This is a genomic window from Nocardia asteroides (assembly GCA_019930625.1).
GTDB classification, from domain to species: domain Bacteria; phylum Actinomycetota; class Actinomycetes; order Mycobacteriales; family Mycobacteriaceae; genus Nocardia; species Nocardia sputi.
On record CP082844.1, the window covers coordinates 1,587,900 to 1,605,760 of the forward strand.

General features: G+C 68.4%; 20 protein-coding genes. 12 read left to right on the top strand and 8 right to left on the bottom strand.

Going from position 1 to position 17,861, the window contains the following annotated elements; genetic code table 11:
- The first annotated feature begins 16 nt into the window (after window positions 1-16).
- The 4 genes from K8O92_07445 to K8O92_07460 all read left to right on the top strand — a co-directional run bounded on the left by K8O92_07445 (window position 17) and on the right by K8O92_07460 (window position 3,518).
- Entirely contained in the window at window positions 17-1,090 is a 1,074-nt protein-coding gene (locus K8O92_07445; protein ID UAK33759.1) for a catalase family peroxidase, read from the top strand.
- Between the two features lie 4 nt (window positions 1,091-1,094).
- Window positions 1,095-1,652, top strand: a complete 558-nt coding sequence (locus K8O92_07450; GenBank protein ID UAK33760.1) for a cytochrome b — start codon at window positions 1,095-1,097, stop codon at window positions 1,650-1,652.
- Window positions 1,653-2,831: an MFS transporter gene (locus tag K8O92_07455; protein UAK33761.1), complete on the top strand. Its 1,179-nt coding sequence runs from the start codon at window positions 1,653-1,655 to the stop codon at window positions 2,829-2,831.
- Between the two features lie 276 nt (window positions 2,832-3,107).
- Window positions 3,108-3,518, top strand: coding sequence for a DUF1905 domain-containing protein (locus K8O92_07460; GenBank protein UAK33762.1), 411 nt, complete (start codon window positions 3,108-3,110; stop codon window positions 3,516-3,518).
- On the opposite strand, the gene K8O92_07465 is transcribed toward K8O92_07460, so the two are convergent.
- The 4 genes from K8O92_07465 to K8O92_07480 all read right to left on the bottom strand — a co-directional run bounded on the left by K8O92_07465 (window position 3,505) and on the right by K8O92_07480 (window position 4,749).
- Entirely contained in the window at window positions 3,505-3,687 is a 183-nt protein-coding gene (locus K8O92_07465; GenBank protein UAK33763.1) for a hypothetical protein, read from the bottom strand. The two genes, K8O92_07460 and K8O92_07465, sit on opposite strands and share 14 nt — an antisense overlap.
- Window positions 3,688-3,769: 82 nt before the next feature.
- Window positions 3,770-4,111 (bottom strand): hypothetical protein, encoded by a 342-nt coding sequence (locus tag K8O92_07470; GenBank protein UAK33764.1) that lies wholly within the window; start codon window positions 4,109-4,111, stop codon window positions 3,770-3,772.
- A gap of 130 nt (window positions 4,112-4,241) precedes the next feature.
- Window positions 4,242-4,538: a hypothetical protein gene (locus tag K8O92_07475; GenBank protein UAK33765.1), complete on the bottom strand. Its 297-nt coding sequence runs from the start codon at window positions 4,536-4,538 to the stop codon at window positions 4,242-4,244.
- Window positions 4,525-4,749 carry a hypothetical protein gene (locus tag K8O92_07480; protein ID UAK33766.1) on the bottom strand — a complete coding sequence of 75 codons (225 nt, stop codon included), beginning with the start codon at window positions 4,747-4,749 and terminating at the stop codon, window positions 4,525-4,527. The genes K8O92_07475 and K8O92_07480 overlap by 14 nt, the downstream gene beginning before the upstream one ends.
- Before the next feature lie 120 nt (window positions 4,750-4,869).
- On the opposite strand from K8O92_07480, the gene K8O92_07485 reads away from it, so the two are divergent.
- The gene (locus K8O92_07485) at window positions 4,870-5,661 is read left to right on the top strand and encodes an alpha/beta hydrolase (protein UAK33767.1); all 792 of its coding nucleotides are present in this window, start codon (window positions 4,870-4,872) and stop codon (window positions 5,659-5,661) included.
- A 3-nt stretch (window positions 5,662-5,664) separates the two neighbouring features.
- Here the strand turns inward: K8O92_07485 and K8O92_07490 are convergent, their stop codons facing one another.
- The 3 genes from K8O92_07490 to K8O92_07500 are packed head-to-tail and all read right to left on the bottom strand — an operon-like array spanning window position 5,665 to window position 8,617.
- Window positions 5,665-6,327 carry a TetR/AcrR family transcriptional regulator gene (locus K8O92_07490; protein UAK33768.1) on the bottom strand — a complete coding sequence of 221 codons (663 nt, stop codon included), beginning with the start codon at window positions 6,325-6,327 and terminating at the stop codon, window positions 5,665-5,667.
- Window positions 6,312-7,091 (bottom strand): crotonase/enoyl-CoA hydratase family protein, encoded by a 780-nt coding sequence (locus K8O92_07495; GenBank protein ID UAK33769.1) that lies wholly within the window; start codon window positions 7,089-7,091, stop codon window positions 6,312-6,314. Before K8O92_07495 ends, K8O92_07490 begins: the two co-directional genes overlap by 16 nt.
- Window positions 7,088-8,617 carry an acetyl-CoA acetyltransferase gene (locus tag K8O92_07500; GenBank protein ID UAK33770.1) on the bottom strand — a complete coding sequence of 510 codons (1,530 nt, stop codon included), beginning with the start codon at window positions 8,615-8,617 and terminating at the stop codon, window positions 7,088-7,090. Before K8O92_07500 ends, K8O92_07495 begins: the two co-directional genes overlap by 4 nt.
- Before the next feature lie 118 nt (window positions 8,618-8,735).
- Between K8O92_07500 and K8O92_07505 the strand changes: the two genes are divergently transcribed.
- The 4 genes from K8O92_07505 to K8O92_07520 all read left to right on the top strand — a co-directional run bounded on the left by K8O92_07505 (window position 8,736) and on the right by K8O92_07520 (window position 12,803).
- Entirely contained in the window at window positions 8,736-9,491 is a 756-nt protein-coding gene (locus tag K8O92_07505) for a crotonase/enoyl-CoA hydratase family protein (GenBank protein UAK33771.1), read from the top strand.
- A gap of 178 nt (window positions 9,492-9,669) precedes the next feature.
- The gene (locus K8O92_07510) at window positions 9,670-10,776 is read left to right on the top strand and encodes a DUF4185 domain-containing protein (GenBank protein ID UAK33772.1); all 1,107 of its coding nucleotides are present in this window, start codon (window positions 9,670-9,672) and stop codon (window positions 10,774-10,776) included.
- 94 nt (window positions 10,777-10,870) lie between these two features.
- Window positions 10,871-12,079 carry an erythromycin esterase family protein gene (locus K8O92_07515; protein ID UAK33773.1) on the top strand — a complete coding sequence of 403 codons (1,209 nt, stop codon included), beginning with the start codon at window positions 10,871-10,873 and terminating at the stop codon, window positions 12,077-12,079.
- Window positions 12,080-12,128: 49 nt separating this feature from the next.
- Complete coding sequence (locus tag K8O92_07520; GenBank protein UAK33774.1) at window positions 12,129-12,803, top strand: class I SAM-dependent methyltransferase; 675 nt, start codon at window positions 12,129-12,131, stop codon at window positions 12,801-12,803.
- A 15-nt stretch (window positions 12,804-12,818) separates the two neighbouring features.
- Here K8O92_07520 and K8O92_07525 read toward each other — a convergent pair whose 3' ends face one another.
- Window positions 12,819-13,409, bottom strand: a complete 591-nt coding sequence (locus K8O92_07525) for an alpha/beta hydrolase (GenBank protein ID UAK33775.1) — start codon at window positions 13,407-13,409, stop codon at window positions 12,819-12,821.
- Between the two features lie 512 nt (window positions 13,410-13,921).
- Here K8O92_07525 and K8O92_07530 point away from each other — a divergent pair.
- The 3 genes from K8O92_07530 to K8O92_07540 all read left to right on the top strand — a co-directional run bounded on the left by K8O92_07530 (window position 13,922) and on the right by K8O92_07540 (window position 17,857).
- On the top strand, window positions 13,922-15,757 hold the full coding sequence (locus tag K8O92_07530) for an acyl-CoA dehydrogenase (protein ID UAK33776.1): 1,836 nt from the start codon (window positions 13,922-13,924) through the stop codon (window positions 15,755-15,757).
- Between the two features lie 193 nt (window positions 15,758-15,950).
- Window positions 15,951-16,703 carry a helix-turn-helix transcriptional regulator gene (locus tag K8O92_07535; GenBank protein ID UAK33777.1) on the top strand — a complete coding sequence of 251 codons (753 nt, stop codon included), beginning with the start codon at window positions 15,951-15,953 and terminating at the stop codon, window positions 16,701-16,703.
- Between the two features lie 68 nt (window positions 16,704-16,771).
- On the top strand, window positions 16,772-17,857 hold the full coding sequence (locus tag K8O92_07540; protein UAK33778.1) for a DUF4185 domain-containing protein: 1,086 nt from the start codon (window positions 16,772-16,774) through the stop codon (window positions 17,855-17,857).
- The last annotated feature ends 4 nt before the right edge of the window (window positions 17,858-17,861 follow it).

Consider the following 17,861-nt stretch of genomic DNA (forward strand, 5'->3'; position numbering starts at 1 on the left):
ACGGAGAAAGGGAATCATGACCGAGGCAAGCCGGCACTCCTTACTGAATCGCCGCACGCTGCTCGGCAGCGCCGCTGTCGCCGCGCTCGGCGCCGCCGGAATCGGAGGGTTCTTGCTCACCGAGAACGTGATCGGGCCGTGGCGACTGACCGCTCGCAGACTGGTGGATCGCCTGCAGGACACCGCGGGCGGCTCCTTCCCCGGTTGCCGGCGTAATCACGCCAAAGGGCTCGCCGTCGCCGGATATTTCGAAAGCAACGGCAACGGCGTCGAGCTGTCGAAGGCATCGGTGTTCCGGCCGGGCCGCTACCGGCTCGACGGCCGGTTCTCTCTCGCAGGCGGCAACCCGCACATGCCCGACATACCGGCCGCACCCCGTGGACTGGGGTTACGGCTGTTTCTGCCCGGTGGGGAGCAGTGGCGGATGGCGATGATCAACATCCCCGTGTTCCTCGACGCGTCGCCGCAGGACTTCTACGACCGCACACTCGCCTTCGCACCGGACCCGGCTACCGGCAAGCCCGACCCCGCCGCCATGAGCCGATACGTCGCGGCGCACCCGAAGACCGCCGCCGCGCTGAGCGTGATCGAACAAGGCGCCCCGCCGGCCACTTTCGCGGATACGGCGTTCTTCGGGCTGAACGCCTTCGAGTTCTCCAACACCAGGGGCGACACCGTACCGGTGCGGTGGCGGCTGGTCCCGGACAACCCACCTCGACTCGCGCCGCCCGCAACCGGCGAGAACGCACTCTTCGAGGGTCTGGTCGCCGGCATTCAGGCGGCGCCGCTGCGATGGAAGTTCCTGGTGACGGTCGGCCGACGCGGCGTCGACCCCACCGACGACGCCACCGCGGCCTGGCCGGCTGATCGGCGTGAAGTGCAGGTGGGCACCGTCGTGCTGGACCAGGTGCACACCGAATCCGCGGACAACGTGCAGAACGTGAACTTCGATCCGCTCGTGCTGCCCGACGGCATCACGCCATCGGACGACCCGCTCCTGCAAGCTCGCTCGGCGGCCTACGCCGAGTCCTTCCGCCGCCGTGCGGGCGAAGCGAAACCCACCGGCGCCGTCGTCGTGAAGGAGGCATGATCCGATGGCGCTCTCCGAACGCACCGGCGACACCACCCGGTTCGGCGTCACCGCGCGCATCCTGCACTGGACGATGGCGATTCTGATCCTCGCGATGATCGGCACCGGCGCGGCGATGGTCGGCTACCTCGGCGCCTACAGCCAATTGCTGAGCTGGCACAAAACCATCGGGCTGGCCATCCTGCTGCTGGCGGTCGTCCGTCTCGTCTACCGTGTCCGCCACCGTCCGCCGCCGCAGATCGAGACCATGGCCAAACCCGAGCGGCTCGTCGCGACCGGATCCGAGATCCTGATGTACGTACTGTTCCTCGCCCAACCGCTCGTCGGCTGGGCTTTGGTCTCGGCATCCGGGATTCCCATCGAAATTCTCGGGGGGCTGGGCGTCCCGGCGATCGCACCGGCCGATCCTCAGCTGTACGCCGCGTTGCGGACGCTGCACAGCGTGCTCGCCTACCTGCTGTTGTTCGCGTTGATCGCGCACATCTGCGCGGTCACTTTCCACGCGTTGGTCCTGCGCGACAAGCTGCTGCGCCGCATGACGTTTTCGACCTCGCAGCGATAGATGAGCAGACCGGCCGTCCCCGGAATCGCGCTCGTCGGCGCGACCTTACGTGCGCCTTTGACCTGCGTCGGCCCGCTGATGCCGGTGATCACCGGCGACACCGGGCTGTCCAGCACGCACGCGGGCCTGCTCACGGCCCTGCCCTTGCTGATCTTCGCGGTCGTCCCCGTGGCGGTGCTGCGAACCGTGCGTCATGGACCCGACCGGCTCGTGCGGCTTGCGCTGGTCGCGATGCTGGTGGGACTGCTGGTTCGCTCGACGCCCGGCCAGGTGGGGCTCTTCGCCGGGACGGTGGTGATCGCGGTGGCGATCGGGTTCGCGAACGTGCTGCTGCCCGCGATCGTGCGAGACAGCGTCGGTTCCGCCCGTGTCACGGCGGTCACCGGCGCGTGGGTCGCGGCGATGTGCGCGGCGGCGGCCGTGTCGTCCGGGATCGCGGTTCCGCTGGCAGAGGTGCTGCCCGGCGGCTGGCGCCCGGCGCTCGCCTCGGCCACGCTGCTGGTCGTCGTCGCGTTGCTGGTGTGGCGGATCGGGGACAGAACCGTATCGGAGCCGTCCTCTCCCGCCCGCGGAGTCTCGATGCCCTGGCGTTCGCCCTTGGCCTGGCAGGTCAGCGCTTTCATGGGTTTACAGGCGTTGGGGTTCTACACGACGCTCGCCTGGCTGCCCACCGTCCTGCACGACAACGGCGTGACGCCCGAGACCGCGGGCTGGTCGCTGTTCGCGTTCCAAATCCTGGGTTTGGTGGTCATCAACACGATGCCGTGGCTCACCCGCACCGCGGCGGCGAAACGCCGCCTCGCCATCGCCGCCTCGATGCTCGATGCCGCGGGCTTCCTGCTCCTCGCCGTAGACCCCGATCTGGCGCCCCTGGCGATCCTGCTGCTCGGCACAGGCGCCGGTGCTTGCCTGGCCCTGGCCATGGCCTTTCAGAGCGAACGCGCCGGCGACGCCCTCCACGCGGCCGCGCTGGCCGCGATGGCTCAGACGGTCGGGTTCGCCATGGCCGCCGTCGGCCCGACGCTCCTGGGCATCCTGCACACGCACACCCAAAGCTGGGCGCCGGCGCTGGGCGTGCTCACCGCGCTGACCCTCCTCCAGGCTGCCGCGGCGGCCGGGGCCGGACGCACCCAGATCGTCAGACCTGCCCGACAACCGGTCCAGGCGGACCTCTCATGATCTTGGGGGCGACACCGAACTGCGCACGGTCCCGCGGTACACGGACTCGACGGCTATCCGGATGTGGGTGGGCTGATCGAAGACTCCGTTGCCTACCTCGCCGCCCGGCTCGGCGGCCGCACCTCGCGCCGAGCGGTTCGGTAGGGCCCGGACACTCGCCTGGTGTTGCGTCGCGTGCGGGGCAGTTCCCGCGCGTGCGACGACGCGGTGCAGCGCGGACTCGAAAGGAGTCCAGGCGGTCGTCGCTGATTGCCGTGCCGATCGGACTCTTCAGCTATGGCGGGGCGGTGTTCGCGCGGGGGCGAGTTCGTGTCCCCGCGGAAGCGGGTCGTCGGCGCCTCAGGCCGAGGCGCGATCACTGTCGGTCCGCACCGCTACAGTCGCGACGTGGCTGGTTCGCGGTACTCGTTCACGGCGGAAGTGTGGGAACACCAGGGGGATGCCGCCTGGCATTTCGTGTCGCTGCCGGAGGACGTGGCCGATGAGATAGAAGAGCGGTACGCGCATCGTTCGGGTGGGTTCGGCTCGGTGCGGGTGCATGTGGTCGTCGGCGCCAGCCGGTGGTCTACATCGCTATTTCCCGACAAGTCGCGGGCGACCTATGTGCTGCCGATGAAGAAGGCCGTGCGGGTCGCGGAGGGACTGGAGGCGGGTTCGACGGCGCGAATCGAACTCACTGTCGCTTGACCGCCACCACCACGATCATGAGCACACCGAGCACGATGCCACCGAAACCGAGGGCGCGAACCAGCGGCCGGACGGAGTGACAGGTCGGGCTGTCGGCGATCAGACCGGGTTCGGCGACGTCGGGAGAGGCGGCTGTGACACGGTCGGATCCTCGGCTTCTGGTCGACACCCGCGTCGACGTAGGCGTCAGCCTCCCGGCCCTGCCACGCGAATCATCGACTACCCGGCCGTGCCCGTGGACCGCCGGCGGCTCAGCGCTGCTGGGGCGCCGCCATGCACTCACCGGCGATGCGACCGCTGGCGGCGCGCGCCTTGTCCGCGTCCTCCTTGCTCATGCCCAGGGTCTCCTGGTTGGGAGTCTTGGTGTCGTACTCGTCGCTGATCATGATTCGCAGTCCGTCCTGCGAGATTCCCTGGTCGACGAACACCTTCGCGGCGCAGTCGGCCAGTTGCTTGTTCTTGAGGCCCTTGTCCTGCAACGACTTGGCGAGATCGGCCTGCGTCACCGTGGGCGCCGCCGTGTCCTTGTCGCTGCCGCATGCCGCGAGTACCGGCAGCGCGATCAGCGCCGCGGCGATCATGCAGATCCGCACCTGACTCCTCTTCCTCGACTGACCACCCGTCGGTGGCGTGGCCACCATAATGCCGTGTGGCGTCCAGCGGTAGTCGTTCCCGGCGAGAGGAACGAAAGATGTTGCCGCGAAAGCTATATACAGACAGACCTCAGAGATCCATTGCCGCCCGCAGCGCGGTGTCGAGCCGTTCCAGGGTTTCGGTGTCCACCGCGTCCACCCGCTCGGCCAGCCAACCGCGGAAGATGCGCCCGATGTTTCCGGCATGCACCCAGCCGTGATCCTGCACCGGAACCGCGAGAATGTCCTGCGGATCGTCTTCGATGACCTCGGCCGCGATCAGCCAAGGACGAGGCGATTCGTTGATGCCGTCACTGCTGATGAGCACGACCGTTCGGCGACGCGGCGAACCATGCGGGTTGTAGATCCACAGTTCACCCCGACGCACGCATCGCCTCCTCGGCGGCCGCCAGCTCGGCCGCGTCCGCGGCGGCCTCGGCGGTCACATCCGACACCGGACCGACCCCGGTGCGCACGGCCTCCCGTCGCGCGGCCTTGGAAATCCAAGCCGACGGCGACATTCCCGCCCGAGCTGCCGCCTGCTCGGCGTACGACCAGGCGGCTTCATCCAGCGAAAGGGTGACCTTACGCGTTGCCATACCAATTATCGTACCGACCATGGCCGCGGTCACGCCAGTCCTCCACGACGCCGGATGAGAGGGAGCGGCACACGGCGCGATCCCAACTGATGGCTGGTGACTGCTGTTAGTGTTGGCCGCATGACGACGTTGCACCATCACCGCGTGGGCGCGGGCGAGCCCCTAGTGCTGGTCCACGGGGTCGGAAGCCGGTGGCAGGTGTGGGAGCCGATCATCGACACACTGTCCGCGTCGTACGAAGTAATCGCGGTGGACCTGCCCGGTTTCGGCGGCTCGACGCATCCGCTGGCGCACACCACGGTCGCCAACCTCACCGAGGCGCTCGCCGAATTCCTCGCCGCGCAGGGCATCGACCGGCCGCATCTGGCGGGCAATTCGATGGGCGGGCTGATCACTCTCGATCTGGCCGCCCGCGGGCTGGCTCGTTCCGTCACCGCCTACTCGCCGATCGGGTTCTGGGACACCGCGGGTCGCGTCTGGTGCCAGCAGTCGCTGGGCAAGTCACGAGCGCTCGCACGCAAGTTGCGCCCCGCCCTGCCATCCGTCCTCGGCACCGCCGCGGGCCGGACCGTGTTCCTCTCCCTGATCTTCGGCAAGCCGTGGGCACTCGATGCGAAGGTCGCGCTGGACACCGCGATCGGCGCGGTGGAGGCGGCCGGCTTCGACGAAGCTCTCGCCTCGTTCACCGACGTCCGCCTGCCCGAGATCGGCGCGCTCGCCGAGATTCCGGTGACGGTCGCCTGGGGCAGCCGCGACATCCTGCTCACCTACGCGACCCAGAGCCGCAAAGCCCGAAGCGTGCTGCCGAACGCCGAGCACGTCACCCTGCGCGGCAGCGGGCACACACCGTTCTTCGATGATCCGGCCGGCTGCGCACAGGTCCTGCTCGAGACGGTCACACGCACACGGTAGGAGTCAGCGGGCGGGCGGATCGAGCAACGTGTCCGCGGCCGCCGTGCCGAGCAAGACGCGCACGGCGTTGCCCCACCGGTGCCTGAGAATTCGATTGCTGGACCCGTCACCGGTGAGCAGCACGCGCAGCGCCAGGCCGGTCATGATCTCGATGGTGAACTCGGTGATCGTCGGAACCCGCGGATCGTCGGGGAATTCGCGCCGGAAGCTGTCGCGAATGCTGGTGTGCATCAGTTCGAACAGGCGCACCTCCAGCGGGAGGAACGCCGCGCGCAGTTCCGGGTCGGTCCGCGCGCCGACCCACATCTCCAACGCCGCCCAGAACGACGGCCCGCTGAGCATCCGCATGGTCAGCTCGACCGCCGTCTCCAACCGGTCCGCCTCGTCGGGGATCGCCTCGAATTCGCTGGTCAGCTGGTCGAATCGGCGTTGCGCCACGTGCTCGACGGCGCCTGCGAGCAGGTCGGCCCTGGTCGGGAAATAGTGCTGCAACGTCCCCCGCGGCACACCCGCCCGTTTCTGCACCTCGAGCGTTGTCGTGCCCGCGTAACCGACCTCGACGAGACTTTCCACCGCCGCGTCCAGCAGGCGCGTGCGCATACGCTCCCTGCGCTGCGCCTGCGGCTGCCGGACGTGTCCCGGCCCGCCTGTCAGCGGCCCTGCCACTTCGGCTCGCGCTTCTGCGCGAACGCCAGCGCGCCTTCGGCGGCGTCCTTGGAAAACAGTGCGGGCAGGGCGATCTCGCCCTGTTTCGCGAACGCTTCCGCGACCGGCCAATCCGGCGACTCATCGATGATGCGCTTGCTCGCGGCCACCGCCAGCGGCGCGGCGGCGGCGATCTCGGCCGCCAGTTCGAGCGCCACCGACAACGCGCCGCCCGGCTCGGTGACCCGATTGACCAAGCCGAGTTGGTAGAGCCGCTCGGCGCTGACCCGCCCGCCCGTGAGCGCGAGTTCGGCGGCGGTGCTGCGCGGCAGCCGCTGGGTCAGCCGCAGCACGCCGCCGCCCGCGGCGACCAGACCGCGCTTGACCTCGGGAATGCCGAACTGCGCGTCGCGCGCCGCGACGATCAGATCACCCGACAGCGCCAGCTCGAAACCACCGGCCAGCGCGAAGCCCTCGACCGCGGAGATCATCGGCTTCGCCGGGGGCTTCGCCGCGATGCCGAGCGGGCCGCGCCGTTGCGTCATCGGCATCTCGCCCTTCGACGCGGCAACGAGATCCATTCCGGCACTGAAGGTTCCGCCCGCACCGGTGAGCACGAGCACGCGCGCGGCATCGTCGGCCTCGAACTCGTCGACGGCGGCCTCGATGGCTTGCGCGGTGGCCAGGTTGATCGCGTTGCGCGCCTCGGGACGGTTGACCGTCAGCACGGTGATCGCGTCGCGCCGCTCGACGAGAACCACGTCGGGTCCCACCGTCTCACTCATTCGGCGCTCCTCTCGGTGAGCAGGGTGAACGTGTCCGCGGTGACCTCGGCGTCCGCGCCGAGCGGATCGCCTGCGGTGAACGCCGCGAGGGTGTCGGCATCCGACGCCCGAACCAGTATGCGGGTCCCCGCGGGTGTCAGTGCGCTCACCACAACGGCTTCCGGTTCGTCGGCACGGTCCGGCGCCGAGCCCTTGCGGTAGGCGACGGTGTACGCCTCGATCGAGACCGGGCCGGTGTACCCGGGCGCCGGTTCGCGTCGCGCCGGAGGCACTTGCGCCTCGATCGCACGGAACAGCCGCGCGGGCGGTCGGGCGGAGTACACGCCGACGCCGTGCTTGGTGCTGTACCAACCGAGCGCCGTCGCCAGTCCATAGGCGTCCGGGTCGGCGCGGAGAATGCCGTAAAGGGTCGCGATCGAATGCGTCGTGTAGTTGTTGCCCGGCCCGCCCGCGAAGGTGAGACCGCCGGTGACCGACAGCGGCCGCACCGGATCATCGAGCGGCAGACCGAGTTCCTCGGCCGCGACCTGCACCGCGACCGGGAAGCAGGAGTAGAGGTCGATGTGCGCGACGTCGTCTATCGCGATCCCCGCCGCGCCCAGCGTCGCTTTCCCCGCCGCGGCGATGGCGGGCGAGCGGGACATGTCCGCGCGCTCGGAGACGAACCACTCGTCGGTCGCGGTGGCGCCCGCGTGCGGGAACACCCACCGGTCCCGCGGCACACCGGCGGCGTCGGCGGCCGCCGCACTGCACAGGACCAGTCCGGCGCCCAGGTCGACGGTCAGGTTCGCGACCATCAGCTTCGGATAGGGTGTCGATACCATCCGGTTGGTGGGCGCGGGTGTCACCAGATCAGCGGCCGTATGTGCGGTGGGCTGCCACGCATAGGGATTACGTGCCGCGATGTCCGACAGCCGCGACCACAGTCCGCCGATCCGCTGCCGGTGCGTGGCTTCACTCGTCCCGAGCCTGCGGCGCAGCGCCGTTTCCATCAGCGCATAGAAGTAGACCGGCCCCCACAAGCCCGCCGCGGTCTCCATGTCCGAGTTCGGCGCGCGATCGGAGCCGATGATCTCGTCGGGCCCCACATCCTCCGGCTGCTCCGGCCAGTCCACCGCGGCGCCGTTGCGGGTGGCGGCGTTCCACGAGGACACCGCTTCGGCGCCGGTGAGCAGCGCGACGGCCGAGCGACCGTCGGCGATGGCCTGCGCGACCATGTTGAGCAGCCGCTGCGGCGCGTCACCGCCGAAACGCACCGATTGCACGGTCCGTTTCGGACTGATGCCCAGATCGGCGGCGACGAGTGCGCCCAAGTCACCGTAGGGGCGGCTGACCGGAGCGACGGCGGCGATCAAGTCGGCGGACCGCAGCAAACTGTCGCCGACGCCGCTGTCGGCGCCCGCGCGGCGCAGGGACTCGGCGGCGAGTTCGACCGGGCCGGGCAAACCCGGCTCTCCCGGTCGGTGTACGACCTGCCCGGCGCCGACGAGCACCGGCGTCCTCGGGTCCATTCCGGCTGGCAGCATGCGTCCTCCGCTCCAGAACCGTCAACATTGACGGTAACTCGAGTTCGATTAGAACAGAACCGAAGCTTCACGGGCAACAGCGCGAGTCCCGCAACTGACCGGTGAGTAAGATCCGAGAATGGGCACCAACATCGCACTGCGGATCGACAACAACCTCGCGTACGTCACGCTCGACCGGCCGGACAAGCACAACGGCCTTACTGTCGAGATGCTTAGCGGACTGATTACCAGTGCGAAAATCGTGGCTCGCCGTGGTGATGTGCGCGCGGTGATCCTGTCCGGGAACGGACCCAGCTTCAGCAGTGGACTGGACATCGCAGCGGCCACTAGCAATCCAATAGCTATCATCCGAAATTTCGCGCCGCGACCCTGGCGGGGCACGAACGCGTTCCAAGAGGCGTGCTGGGCCTGGCGCCGCCTGCCCGTGCCGGTGATCGCCGCGGTGCATGGGCGCTGCTACGGCGGCGGGCTGCAGCTCGCACTGGCCGCCGACTTCCGTTTCGCCACCCCCGACGCGGAGTTCTCCGTCATGGAAGCCGCGCACGGTCTCATACCGGACATGACCGGCGCGGCCTCGCTGTCACGCCTGGTCGGGATGGACCGAGCCCTCTTGCTCACGATGACCGCGGACACCGTGGATGCCGCCTACGCAGCGAAGATCGGCTTGGTCACCGAGTTGACGGAAGACCCCGTCGCCGAGGCCGAGAAACTGGCCGACCGCCTCGCGACCCGATCGCCCCACGCCGTCGCCGCGGCCAAGCGGCTGTTCGAGAAGCCGTGGCAAGCGTCCCCCCGGCGAACCTTTGCCGTCGAGCGCGCCACCCAGCTACCCCTCATCCTCCGGAAAGCGCTCCGCCAGCGGACTCTGCAATAGCTGCTTGTTCGCCAGTATGCGACATAAGGCACATCCGCGCCGATTTCACTGCTAGCATTTGCCCACGATTTGCCAGCCAGTCGAATAGTGGTGCGCGGCACACTGCGAAGGGTCTGTGTATCGCGGGACATCTGTGTTTCGCACCGCTCACGGCAAGAAACCGGAGGGCTCACAGACAGTGATCAGGACCGCATGCTTCCTGCTCTCGGCGCTGGCGGGTGTCTCGGCCTTGCTCTTCACGGCGACCACCCCCGCCATCGCCAACCCGAACGCCATCAATCCGATCCCGGTGCTCAACGGCACGACCGGGTTGCCGAATCTGCTCGGCCGCACCAAGGCGGTGTTCCAGGTGACCGGGATGGCCAGCCCGAACAACACCCAGACCTACAACGTCCTCGGCACCGACCTCGGCATCATGTGGGACAACGGGCGCGGCGAAATGCTCACCGCGTTCGGCGACACCGCGGGCTTCGGCTTTCCCAATCTGCTCGCGGGCAGCATGTGGTCCTGGCGCAGCAATATCCTCCTGCGCAGTCACACCAAGGACCCCGCCGAGGGCATCTATTTCGACAGCGTGGTGCGCGATGTGTTCGGCCAAGCGCGCGACCTGATTCCCAGCCCGAAGATTCCCTTCCTGGAGATCAGCCGGATTCCCACCGCGGGCATCGCGGTGGACGGCGTGCAGTACATGAGCCTGATGTCGGTGAAGACCTGGGACGACGTCGGTCAATGGAGCACCAGCTTCTCCGGGCTCGCCGTCTCCGGAGACAACGGCGAGACCTGGGCCGAACTGCCGGAGACACGGCGAACGAACGAGGGCGGAAACGCCAACTTCCAGATGAACGCCTTTCTTTCCGACGGCGGGTACATCTACGAGTACGGCACCCGATCCGGGCGCGACAACACCGCACACGTGGCCCGTGTGCGCGCACACGACATCGCGAACCTCGCCGAATACGAATACTGGGACGGCCGCGCGTGGCGCAAGAACGACGTGAATGCCGCCGCACCGATCATGTGGGGTGTCGGCGAATTGTCGGTGATGTACAACGCTTATCTCGGACAGTACATTTCGCTCACCACCGACCGGTTCAATTCCGTGGTGATGCGGCGCGCGTCCACACCGGCCGGTCCGTGGAGCGATCCCGAAGTGCTGATCGACACCCGCGAATTGCCCACCGCCTACGCGCCCTCGATCTTCCCGTACCAGACGGGACGTGATCTGTACTTCCTCACGACGGTGCACAGCCAATACAACGTCTTGCTGATGCGCACGACACTGTAGCCCGGGGCAGACGGTCCGACGCGGCACTTGACCTCAACAAAGGTTGATATATGAGGCTGAACCGCGTCGGTCCGTTCCCGTCCCTGGAGGCATCATGCTCAGCACCACCGTCGACGTCCGCACCTGGCTGCGCGAGAACGCCGTCGCGATCGACAGCTTCGATCCTGACTCCCCCGGCTCGGACCTCGACAGCTTGATCGCGCGACTCGGCACCGCCACGGTGGTGGGCCTGGGTGAGTCGACACGGTTCTCCCGGCAGACATTCGGTGTGCGCGAACGGATATTCCGTGGGCTGGTCGAACGGCACGGTTTCCGCGCCTTGGCCATTCAGGACAGCGCGCGTTCGGGTGAACGCTGGGACCGGTTCGTCACCAGCGGGGAGAGCGACCCGTTGACGGTGCTCGCCGGCGCGTGGCGGCCGTGGCGGACCGAGGAGTCGGTGGCCACGCTGCGCTGGATCCGCGCGTACAACCTGGCGCATCCGCAAGACCCCGTGCGGATCTTCGGCGTGGAACCGCCCCATGCCGAGCCCAGTGACTACGACGCGGTGCTCGATTATGTGCGACGCGCTGCCCCCGACCGGACGGCCGCGATCGAGGTGCACCTCGCGCCGATCCGCACCGCGCACCAGATCGACGAGCACGTCCAGCGCCACCAGGGCATCCACCCCGGCCGCCCGTTCGTGGAGCACGCCGAAGACGCATTCGCGCTGCTCACGGCGCTGCCGGACACGAAGGAGCGCGCTACTGCCCTGGACCACGCCCGCCTGATCCTCGACTTCCACCGGCACAGCGTCGCGAGCCAGGGCTTCGCCCGGGACGAGCGGCCTTCCGCCGAGACGGTGCTGGGATGGCAGCGAGCGACCGGCGCCAAGATCGTCTACTGGGACGGGATCGCGCACACCACCAGTCTTCCGATCGCCTTCGGCGCGGCCGAATTCCATGGCGCGGGAAGCCATCTGCGTGCTCGGCTCGGCGCGGGGTACACGTCCGTCGGCATCGGCTTCCACCACGGCGACCTCGGTGTGGCGACGGCGCCCGACCCGCAGGACGACTTGGTCGATGCCGCCCTGGGCGAGGTCGACCTGCCCGCGTACTACGTCGACCTGGACGCCGCCGCGCCGGAACCGGTGCGCGACTGGCTCACCGGTCCGGCGAAACTGCGCACCATCAGCGGCGTCTACGACCCGGCCCAGGACGCCTCGGCGAACATCCGGCTCTCCGCGCTCGCCGACGCGTTCGACGTGCTGATCCACGTGCGCGAGACCACGCCGGTGCACTGGCTCTCGCAGGTATCGGACTGACTCGGGCGACCCTGGGGATCGCGGGCCACGCGATCAATAGACTCGAAACATGGATGCGGCCGACTGGGACGAGCGCTACGCGCAAACTGAATTGGTCTGGGGCGCACCGCCGAACAACACCGTGGTGGAGCATGTCTACGGGTTGGAACGCCGTGCCCCGCTCCAGGCCGCCACCCCCGAGGGCGATGCGCCGGAGTTTCCCCGCGCCCTCGACCTGGCGTGCGGCGAGGGGCGCAACACCCTGTGGCTCGCCACACACGGTTGGCAGGTGCACGCCGTCGACTACTCCCAGGTGGGCATCGACAAAGGCCGCACCGTCGCGTCGCGCTTGTCCCGCTCGGTCCGCAATCGCATCACCTGGCAGTGCGCCGACGTCACCGACCTGGACGAGGCGGGAATCACCGGGCCGTTCGAGCTGGTCTTGATGGTCTTCCTGCACCTGCCCGCCGAGCAGCGCCGCGCGCTGGTCCGCAAGGCGGCCGACCTGCTGGCTCCCGAGGGCACCCTCCTCGTGCTCGGCCACGACACCACCAACCTCACCGACGGCTGCGGCGGGCCACAGGACCCGGCCATCCTCTTCACTCCCGACGACATCGTCGCCGACCTCGGTCCCCTGGCGACCGCGAGCCACGTACGCGTGCGCCTCGCCGACCGCGTCTACCGGCCCACCGAGACCGGCGACGCCATCGACGCCTTGGTCATCGCCACCCGGGCAGCGGGGTAAGGGCCGTGCTTCGGTTCACGACCAGCGCTCGAGCCACGGGGTCACGGTCTCGGCGATCAGGTCGAAGCCCGCGCGGAAAGCATGCGGCTGCCCGGGAATGACGCGGACCTCCGCGGCGTCGGCTGGATCGGGGATGCCGAACGGGTCGTTGGCCCCGTTGACGACCACCACTTCGATGTCCCCCGGAGCGAGCAACTCGTCCCGGCGGGAGTTCTCCGGCTTGCCCGGCGGATGCAGCGGGAACGACAACGCGAGGACACCACGGGCGCGCGCCGCGACCGCGGTGCGACAGGCCACCCGCGCCCCGTTGCTGCGGCCGCCCTGAATAAGCGGCATGCGTTTGCGGCCGCGCAGCCGAGCGACGATCTCGAGCCAAGCCTCGTCCTGCTTGATCGCCGAACCCGGCGCACGTCGCCCGGCGACCCGATACGGCTGCACCACCCGCGCGACCGCGCCGCCGAGGCGTAGCGCCGCGTCACGCACCGCGAGCAGGTCCTTCGCGTCCACCCCGCCACCCGCGCCATGCGTGAGCAGCAACAGGAACGCCGGCCTGCGCGGCTGTTCGAGCTCGACCTCAGCCGGTCCGGCACTCGTCTCGATACGCACTGTGCTTATTTTCCAGGAACGGACAATGCTCGATCTCGCTTCGCTCGAAACCGGTGGCGGCGCCATCTCGGTTACCGGGGCACCAGCCGTATGACCTGCGGTTTCGCCTTAGTTCATGCAGTCGGTTGGGAGGACCAAAGGCTGAGCCCGAGGCTTGGCGGCCACTCGGAGCAGGCTGCGCGGTGGCGCTGCGCTCGGCATCGGGGAGGCGACGAGCCGTTAGGCTTCTGACTCGGCTTCGTCCCCGGCCCGGTTGCGCGCGGGAGGGCGGGACGATCGCATCCGTGGTCAGCGCAGTGCGCGACGGTGTGCCGGGATCTGGATCGGACACTGTAAAACGCGTCACATTGCCAGCTCAGCTCTTTGCCACTTCATTACCGCTCGGTAATATGTCAAATAAGTTACCCGCGAGTAGCATGCGGAAAACCGGCACGACTACCCCGGTGGAGCGAACACGGGCGGGAACGGCAACCGACCGACCGCACCAACTCAACGGAGAGTGAGTACTGACAATGGGTCACTACAAGAGCAATGTCCGCGACCTGGAGTTCAACCTCTTCGAGGTCCTGGGCTTGGGGTCCATCCTGGACAGCGGCGCATACGGCGATCTCGACGCGGACACCGTCAAGGAGATGCTCAACGAGGTGCGGCGCCTGGCCGAAGGCCCGCTCGGCGAGTCGTTCGCCGACGCCGACCGCAACCCGCCGGTCTTCGATCCCGAGACCCACACGGTGACGCTGCCGGAATCGTTCAAGAAGAGCTACCGCACCCTCCAGGACGGCGGCTGGGACAAGCTGGGCATCGCCGAGGAGCTCGGCGGCCTGCCGATCCCCCGCGCGGCCTACTGGGCCATCGCCGAGCTGATCCTGGGCGCGCAGCCCGCCGCCTTCATGTACGCCGCGGGCCCCGGCTTCGCGAACATCTTCTACAACAACGCGACCGACGAGCAGAAGAAGTGGGCGCAGATAGCCGCCGACCAGGGCTGGGGCGCCACCATGGTGCTGACCGAGCCCGACGCAGGCTCCGACGTCGGAGCGGGCCGCACCAAGGCGCTCGAGCAGGAAGACGGCACCTGGCACATCGAGGGCGTCAAGCGGTTCATCACCTCCGCCGACTCCGACGATCTGTTCCCCAACATCATGCACCTGGTACTGGCCCGCCCCGAGGGCGCCGGACCGGGCACCAAGGGCCTGTCGCTGTTCTTCGTGCCGAAGTTCCACTTCGACCCCGAGACCGGTGAGCTGGGCGAGCGCAACGGCGTGTTCGTCACCAACGTCGAGCACAAGATGGGCCTGAAGGTCTCGGCCACCTGCGAGGTCACCTTCGGCGGCCACGGCATCCCCGCCAAGGGCTGGCTGGTCGGCGAGGTGCACGACGGCATCGCGCAGATGTTCGATGTCATCGAGCACGCCCGCATGATGGTGGGCACCAAGGCCATCGCGACCCTGTCGACCGGTTACCTGAACGCGCGGGATTACGCCAAGGAGCGGGTCCAGGGCGCCGACCTGACGCAGATGACCGACAAGGCCGCGCCGCGCGTGACCATCACCCACCACCCGGACGTCCGTCGTTCGCTGGCCACCCAGAAGGCGTACGCGGAGGGGCTGCGCGCGGTGTACCTGTACACCGCCGCTCACCAGAACGACGACGTGGCCCAGCAGGTCTCCGGCGCCGACGCCGACCTGGCCGCTCGGGTCAACGATCTGCTGCTGCCGATCGTCAAGGGTGTCGGCTCCGAGCGCGCCTACCAGTACCTGACCGAGTCGCTGCAAACCCTGGGCGGCTCCGGCTTCCTGCAGGACTACCCGATCGAGCAGTACATCCGCGACGCGAAGATCGACTCGCTCTACGAGGGCACCACCGCCATCCAGGCGCAGGACTTCTTCTTCCGCAAGATCGCCCGCGACCGCGGCGTCGCGCTGGCCCATGTGGCCGGACAGGTGCAGAAGTTCATCGACGCCGAGGCGGGCAACGGCCGCCTGAAGGGCGAGCGCAAGCTGCTGGCCACCGCGCTGGAGGACGTGCAGGCCATGGCCGCCACGCTCACCGGCCACCTGATGGGCGCCCAGGAGCAGCCGAGCGAGCTGTACAAGGTCGGCCTGGGTTCGGTGCGCTTCCTGCTCTCGGTGGGTGATCTGCTGATCGGCTGGCAGCTGCTGCGCCAGGCCGAGGTCGCCATCGCGGCGCTGGACAACGGCGCCACCGGCGCCGACGAGGCGTTCTACCAGGGCAAGGTCGCGGTCGCGCAGTTCTTCGCGCGCAACGTCCTGCCTGAGCTGACCGCCACCCGCGCCGTGCTGTCCAACCTGGACAACGACATCATGGAGCTGGACGAAGCCGCGTTCTGACGCTCGCACCACCGATACGGCACAAAGGCCCGGAGATCTTCTCCGGGCCTTTGTCGTCTAGATTTGTCGTTTCGTGACATTCGATCGCCGTTCGGCGCCGATTCTCTCCGGTAGATTGCGTGCTCCCGGAGGGCAGCAGGAACCTCCCGATCCACACAGTTCGACGCGAATATTGTCGGCAGGGGTGCCCGAGGTGACGCGCAACACGACTGGCATCGGCGCTTATCTGCGCGAACGACGACTCGCCGCGGGATTGACACCGACCCAACTCGCCCAGCGCGCCGGCCTCGCCGAGGCGGTGCTGGACGAAGTCGAAACGGGCGCGGTCGCGCCGAATCACGCGCTGCTGCAACAATTGTTCGACGCGCTCGAGGTGCCCATCTGGTATCGCAAGCACATCGTCGTGCTGACCTTGCCCAGCTTCTTCACCTCCGCCTACGGACCGGGCCCCGACGTGCCGACCCCGGACGACCGAGCCGACCTGCACAGCCTCCCCGACCCGGCCTGCTACCAGCGGATGCCGACCCAGGATCTGGTGGAGGCCAATTCCGCCTACGAACGCGCCTTTCCCGGAGCTGTCGCCCGAGCGAACGTGCTGGAGTGGATGTTTCTCGACGCGGCGGCCCGGCGGGTGATGGTGGACTGGGCCGTGGAGGCGCACCTGCTCGTGGACGCCTTCCGCATCCTGTCTCCGCTCGCCCCGCGCGAGCGCGTCGAACAGGTCGCCGAACGCTGCCGCCGTTCCCCCGATTGGGACCGTATGTGGACCACCGAAGTACGCGCCGCCGACATCCCCCGCCGCAGTTTGCGGGTACGCGAACTCGCCACGGGCCGGATCCGCTCGATGAGCATGCGGGTCTACAGCCCCGAGCTCCCGGAACGCCCGTGGTGGCTGCACCGGCTGGTGACGATCGGCCGAACGCGCGGAGCCCACGCGTCGATGTAGGCGACATCGCGGCGGCGAGCAGGCAGAATTACCCAGCAGACTGCGTCCCACGAGAAGGGAATTGCCGGATGACTCGATCGCTGTCCGCACTCGCCGGAGCCGGCGCGCTCACCGCGGTTCTCGCGCTGACCGCCGCCGCGCCCGCCGGAGCAGACCCGAACAACGTCATACCGATCCCGGCGCTCAACGGCATTCACGGCCTGCCCGAGCTGCCCGGCCCGACCAAAGCGGTGTTCCAGGTGACCGGCATGGACAGCCCGAATCGCACGCAAGCGGTCAACGTGCTCGGCACCGACCTCGGCATCATGTGGGACGACGGCAACGGCCGGATGATCACCGCCTTCGGCGACAGCGCGGGCATCGGCGTGCCCAACCTCCTCGCGGGCAGCCTCTGGGCTTGGACCAGCAACGTGCTGTTCCGCAGCTCCTCGCACGACCCGGCCGACGGCATCATCTTCGACGACGTGGTGCCCAACCCGTTGCCGAGCCCCAAGATCCCCGGCATCGAGATCAGCCTGATTCCCACGGCGGGCATCTCGGTGGGCGGCGTGCAGTACATGAGCATGATGTCGGTGCGCGAATGGGGTGATCACGGCAGGTGGCACACCAATTTCTCCACCCTCGCCGCCTCCCATGACGGCGGCACCACGTGGTCGCAGCTCACCCACACCCGCCGTGCCAACGTCGACGGCCACGAGAACTTCCAGCAGAACGCCTTCCTGAAGGCGGGCGGCTACATCTACCGCTACGGCACGCCGGCGGGCCGGAACAATCCCGGTTTCGTCTCCCGCGCGAAAGAAGCCCAGATCGCCGACATCGACGCCTACGAGTACTGGGACGGCAAAGCGTGGAAGCCCACCGACGCCAAGACCGCGGCCCCGATCCTCGGCGGCGTCGCGGAACTCTCTGTCATGTGGAACGAACACCTCGGCCAGTACGTCATGCTGACCACCGACCCGGCCAACAACGTCGTCCTGCGCACCGCGTCCGCCCCGGAAGGGCCGTGGAGCGAACCTCGCGTCCTCATCGAAGCCCGCTCCCTCCCCACGGCTTACGCGCCGATGATCTACCCCTACCAAACCGGCCGTGACCTCTACTTCCTGGTCACCCAGCACACCCAGTACAACGTGCTGCTGATGAAAACACCGTTGTGAAAGT

What these genes read in the sequence shown, in the direction of transcription:
- K8O92_07455 (UAK33761.1), top strand. Translation starts at nt 1,653, where the DNA reads ATGAGCAGACCGGCCGTCCCCGGAATCGCGCTCGTCGGCGCGACCTTA.
- K8O92_07505 (UAK33771.1), top strand. Translation starts at nt 8,736, where the DNA reads ATGGGCACCAACATCGCACTGCGGATCGACAACAACCTCGCGTACGTC.
- K8O92_07520 (UAK33774.1), top strand. Translation starts at nt 12,129, where the DNA reads ATGGATGCGGCCGACTGGGACGAGCGCTACGCGCAAACTGAATTGGTC.
- K8O92_07495 (UAK33769.1), bottom strand. Translation starts at nt 7,091, where the DNA reads ATGAGTGAGACGGTGGGACCCGACGTGGTTCTCGTCGAGCGGCGCGAC.
- K8O92_07485 (UAK33767.1), top strand. Translation starts at nt 4,870, where the DNA reads ATGACGACGTTGCACCATCACCGCGTGGGCGCGGGCGAGCCCCTAGTG.
- K8O92_07530 (UAK33776.1), top strand. Translation starts at nt 13,922, where the DNA reads ATGGGTCACTACAAGAGCAATGTCCGCGACCTGGAGTTCAACCTCTTC.
- K8O92_07540 (UAK33778.1), top strand. Translation starts at nt 16,772, where the DNA reads ATGACTCGATCGCTGTCCGCACTCGCCGGAGCCGGCGCGCTCACCGCG.
- K8O92_07460 (UAK33762.1), top strand. Translation starts at nt 3,108, where the DNA reads ATGGCGGGGCGGTGTTCGCGCGGGGGCGAGTTCGTGTCCCCGCGGAAG.
- K8O92_07480 (UAK33766.1), bottom strand. Translation starts at nt 4,749, where the DNA reads ATGGCAACGCGTAAGGTCACCCTTTCGCTGGATGAAGCCGCCTGGTCG.
- K8O92_07515 (UAK33773.1), top strand. Translation starts at nt 10,871, where the DNA reads ATGCTCAGCACCACCGTCGACGTCCGCACCTGGCTGCGCGAGAACGCC.
- K8O92_07445 (UAK33759.1), top strand. Translation starts at nt 17, where the DNA reads ATGACCGAGGCAAGCCGGCACTCCTTACTGAATCGCCGCACGCTGCTC.
- K8O92_07450 (UAK33760.1), top strand. Translation starts at nt 1,095, where the DNA reads ATGGCGCTCTCCGAACGCACCGGCGACACCACCCGGTTCGGCGTCACC.
- K8O92_07500 (UAK33770.1), bottom strand. Translation starts at nt 8,617, where the DNA reads ATGCTGCCAGCCGGAATGGACCCGAGGACGCCGGTGCTCGTCGGCGCC.